1 protein-coding gene is annotated in these 5,191 nt (G+C 64.9%); it reads right to left on the bottom strand.

The window, feature by feature from the left end:
- The coding region (locus tag Q0Y09_RS11495) for a right-handed parallel beta-helix repeat-containing protein (protein WP_297721731.1) at positions 1-5,191 on the bottom strand (5,191 nt) is incomplete at both ends.

Below are 5,191 nucleotides of genomic sequence, written 5' to 3'. Positions count from 1 at the left end.
GGCTCGGAGTGGGCGTGGGCTCGGGGTCGGGCCGAGGATCCGGGTCGGGATCGGGGTCCGGATCGGGATCGGGGTCAGGCCGGGGATCGGGGCCGGGGGTGGGAGCAGAGGGCTCCAGATGGTTGACAAAGCGGACCTCCTGGGTCTCGTTCCCCACGATGGCGCCGGTGGCGTCGCCGGTGACCTCCGTTCCGTTGACGGAGACGGTAGTCGTGTAGTCGTTCTGGTCGGCCTCCCGCTCGCTTACCTGGAACCAGGTCTGCCCAGCGGGGATGCCCTGGATGGTGACGGACTGACCGTCGGTGAGGACCACGCTCTCCTCCCCGTCGAAGCGCAGGCCGCCCTTCTCAATGGTGACGGCGCCGGTCTTGGCCTGGGTGCCGTCGGCGTTGACCACGGCGTAGGGGAAGGCGTAAGCGGGCTTGCCGGGGATCTGGCCGGGCATGGGCTTCGTCAGGGCCGCATCCTGGAAGAGGGAGACGTCGAAGTGCCACTGAGCGGTGGTGGAGCCGTCGCCGGTGACCTTCTTGGAGATGGTGAGCCCGCCGGTGGGCTCCTTGGTGGTGTTGGTGACGGTGACGGTGTTCCGGCCCAGCGCCAGAGTCACGTCCTTCACACGGGTGACGGAAGTGGTCTCGTAGTCGCCGCTGCTCACCCACTTGCTGATGGCATAGGTGGTGGTGTAGCCCTCCTCGGCGTCCTCAGTGACGCTGTACTTGGCGCCGGCCTTGAGGCCGATGAGGTCCACATACTCGCCGCCGGCCAGCTTGACCTCGGCGGTGTTGTTGGCATCGAAGGTCAGGGACACGCCATCGCCGTTCTGGTCCACGGCGCTGACGCCGTCCGTGTCGCTCAGGGTGATGCGGAAGGTGAATTCCTTCTCCTGGGCCACGTCGTAGCTGTCCACCACGACCTTTTCCACCCGCAGGGAGTGGGCGGGCTTGTTGGTGAAGGTCCAGGTGTAGTTGTTTCTGTCCTGTTTTGCAGACACCAGGGTGTAGCGGTCGTCCTCCCGCTCCTTCACGTCGTACTCGTACTCGTTGCCCATCTCGTCCTTCAGCATCAGGTTCTGGAAGACGACGTCGCTCCAGCTGCCATCGGTCTGCCGCTTGGACTGCTTGGTGTCCAGCAGCTTCCACTCGGTTTCACCTCTGGTCCTGTAATAGAGGTCGAAGGAGACGTTGTAGAGCTTCGACATATCAGCGCCCTCGGTCTCCTGCCACTCCTTGTGGACGGTGACGGAGCCGTACTCCACGCTGGGGTCGGCCTCGCCGATGATGACGTCGCCGTTGGTGCCGATGCCGCCGCCCCGCAGGGCAGCAGTGTTGCCGGTGATGATGACAGCGCAGTCATCCTCGGTGGCGCTGGGCTGCTCAGCCGCGGAATAGAGGTGGGACTCCTTGCCGAAGAGCTGGGCGCTGGTGGCCACGCTGCCGTCGGCCTTGTTGGTCCACTGGTAGAGGCCGTTGCCCTTCATATAGCGGGAGAGGTAGACCTCGCCGCCCAGGGGGAAGTAGCCCAGATTGCTCACAAGGCGGAGGTCGTCGGCCTGGCCTGCCTTGTCGTGGTTGCCCCAGATCACGCCGCCGTCTTTCAGGTGGAGCTTCACGGTGGAGCTGGGGCAGCCGGCCACGCCGCCGCCCTCGCTGGCGGTGTTATCGCTGATCCAGGCGTCTTTCAGATACAGGCTGCCGTTCTGGTAACCGCTGCGACCACCGTTGACGTAGACGCCGCCGCCGCTGAAGGCGTTGCCGCCCTTACTCTCGTTGTTCTGGAGCTTGCCGCCGGTGATGGTGGCGGTGGAGCTGCACTGGACGAAGAGTCCGCCGCCCTCCTCCTCAGAGGTGTTGCCGCTGAGTTCGCCGCCGGTCATGGTCAGCTTGGGGCCGTTCGCGCTGGGCACGTAGGCGTTGCTGCCGCCGCCGCCCAGGGCGATGCCGCCGCCCACATCGGCAGAGGTGTTGTTGTCGATGGAGCCGCCGGCCAGGGTCATCTCGCCGCGGCGGGCCACCAGGACGCCGCCACCGCCGCCAGGGATCTCGGCGCTGGACTTGCCCACGGCCTGGTTGCCGGTGATGGAGCCGCCGGTCATCTCAAAGAGGCCGCCGGAGACCATCACACCGCCGCCCACATAGGCGGAGTTGCCGGTGATGGTACCGCCGGTCAGGACCAGCTTGCCGCCCCGGACGCGGACCGCGCCGCCCTCGCCCCGGCTGGCAGACTCATTGGCCTTGACGCTCTTGGTGTTCACACCGCCGGTGAGGGTGGTGTCAGAGTGGATGGTCAGGGAGCCGCCCACCACGTTGATGAGGGGGGCCACGGCCTCCACCTGCCTGCCGTCCACGGTGACGCCGGTCATGGTCACATTCGCCTTGATCTCAAACAGGGCGTCCTTCAGCGTGGAATAGCGCAGGAAGGTCACGTCTTTCAGATCGATGTCCTCAGATACCGCCACGGTGCCGGTGACGACGATGGCGGCGTCGGGCTTCTCAGCCAGCAACTCCAGGGCCTTACCCAGGGTCTGCACGGGGGAGCCGGCGGACTTGCCGGAGTTGTCATCGCTGCCGGTCCCGCTCAGGTAGATGTCGCCGGTGTAGGGCGCGTACCGGAGGGCCAGGCTGCCGTCCGCATGGACCACGGTGGTCAGGTCCTTGTCATCGCCCAGAGTGCTGAGCGTAGAGACCGTCCAGGTGGCCTTGGAGAGGTCCAGGCTGTCCGCCTGCACGTTGGTGAGGAAGGGGACATCGGCCAGACCGGTGCTGCCGGCGGTGGAGTAGGCTTTCACCACATTCTGCCCCAGCACATTGGGCTTGTAGGTCAGGGAGCCGGTGAGCTGGAAGCTCTCCCCGGCCTTGGTCTCGCTGTAAAGGGTGGCGTTGTCGTTGCCAATACTGCCGCTGTGGACCAGGGTCAGGTCGCCCACGGTGCTGTTGAGCTGGGCGGTGGAGATGGCTGTGGTATCGTAATGATTCACATACTGGTCCAGCTTGAGGGTGTCCACCGGACCGTTGAGGACGGCGGTGACGCCATAGGGATAGCGCCCAGACATGCCCAGCGTCAAATCCAGGCTGCCCACATGGGCGGTCTCGGCCACGGTGAAGGTCGCATACTTGTCAATCTTGGCCGTCAGGCTGTCCAGAGCGGCGTTGACGGCGACAGAGCTGGGGGTCGTCTTCTGGCCATAGACCAGGAGGGGCTTTGCCAGCTTCACATTTCCGTCCAGAACCAGATGGCCGTATCCCTCACTGCCGCCCACCGCCAGCTCGGGCTGGAACTCGCCCGCGCCGGTCAGGGTCAGGGTGGCCCCCTTGGACAGGGTGAGCCGCTTGGAGCCCAGGACCTTCTGTCCGTTGAAGTCGATGGTCAGGTCCTTGTCCAGGAAGCTGTTGCCGTTGGTTTCGTTGAAGTTGACCGTCCCGGCGGGAGAGACCAGCTTGAGCACGTCGCCGGCCTGGGCCGCCTTGAGGGCGCTGTAAAGGTCCGCATACAGGGGCTCCAGCGCGGCGCCCTCCCGGATGATCTGTATGTTTTGGGTGCTGTAAATCTTAGCGGTGAGCCTGCAAAGTCCATTCTTTTTGATGGCCCCCACTACTGGATTGCCATTGTCCAACCAGCTGTAACCGGAGAAATCGAGGTCTCCGTCCACCATGGCATTGGCCGCAGGCAGGTCTACAAGGCCATTGGAAAAGAGGTCGTCGGCCTTCCCACTGCCTACCTCGTCCACGTTCCCATACAGGGCTCCGCCGGCCATGGTGAAGGAGCCGCCGGAAACGACATACACGCCGCCGGCATAGCTGTCCGGATTTTTGGTGGACGTCCGCACGTTCTCCTTGATGACGGTGTTTTCCGCACTCACCTGAGCCCCACTTGCCACATAGAGACCGCCGGTCCCGTTCATATGCGCGCCGCAGTTCTTCTGGATCAGGCTGTCCTTCACGGTGACGATACCCTTGGCATCAATGCCGCCCGCATATCCGCCAGCGGTGTTATCGGCAATGGTGCAGCTCTGGAAGGTGGCCTCCGCCGTCTTGGCCACGGAGATCGTGCTGCCGCCGGCCTGGTTGTCGGAGATCACGCAGTTGGTCAGGGTGTTGGTCCCGGTGTTTTTCAGATACAGGATGCTGCCGTTGCCCGCGGTGGTGTTCCCCTGGAGGGTAAGGACCTCGGCTTCCACCGTGCAGCCGCCCTCCACATGGACCACATGCTTGTTGTTGGACGGTGCATAGCCGGTGACGGTGACGTCCTTGAGGGCCAGCCCGCCGGCATTCTTCACATAGACGGCGGGGCTGCTGCCGGCGCTCTCAGTAAAGGTGACGCCGGTCAGGTCCACTGTGCCAGTGGTCTCCGCGTACAGAGTACCTCCCGCACCGTTGGACTCATTTCCGGAGAATGTGCCGCCCGTCATGGCAAGGGAGGCGTCGCCTTCCAGCTTCACCACGGCCTTGCTCGCTGTATTCCCCTGGAAGCGCGTGTCGGTCAGGGTCAGGGCGGCGTCACCCTTGCCCATCACCATGTAGTAGTTGCTGTCGGTGTTGCTTTCCACCACACAGCCGTCCATGGTCAGGCTGCCGCCGTCGGCCACCACCACCGCGCCAGTGGTTTTATTGACATAATGACCGCTGAGCACGCAGTTGGACAGGGTCAGGTCGGCCCCGCTGCTGGTGACAACGCCGGCGATCCTGCCCTCCTTATCGGCCAGGGTGCCGTCCTGGATGAGCACGGTCACGTCGCCCTCCACGGCGACCATAGCCGCCTCAGCGGCACCCCCGCGGAGGGTGTGGCCGTCCAGGTCCAGAGTGATGGACTTGCTGATGGTGATATCCTCGGTCACGTCCTGGCCCAGGATGACAGTGTCGCCAGCGTTGGCGGCGTTAATGGCCGCCTGGAGGGTCTCAAAGGGCTGGTCGCCGACCATAGCCACGAAATCCTCGTTGGCGAGAACGGTCACGGTCCAGGTCTCCTCCCTGGGCTCATAGGTGACCACAACCGTCTCCGGGTCCGCACCGGCCACCACGCCCACAGGGGCCAGCACCGGGGCGGGGGCGGCAGGGGGCTCAGGCTTCTCGTCGGGGGTCTCATCGGGGGCGATGGTCTCTTCGGAGCCCTCCGTCTCAGGGGCAGTGGTCCCCTCGGGACCCTCCGTCTCGGGGGCAGGGGTACCCTCGGGACCCTCCGTCTCGGGGGCAGGGGT

This window comes from Intestinimonas sp. (assembly GCF_026169115.1).
Classification (GTDB): domain Bacteria; phylum Bacillota; class Clostridia; order Oscillospirales; family Oscillospiraceae; genus Intestinimonas.
The sequence above is the reverse complement of the archived record's forward strand: the minus strand, read 5'-3'. Positions and strand labels throughout refer to the sequence as shown.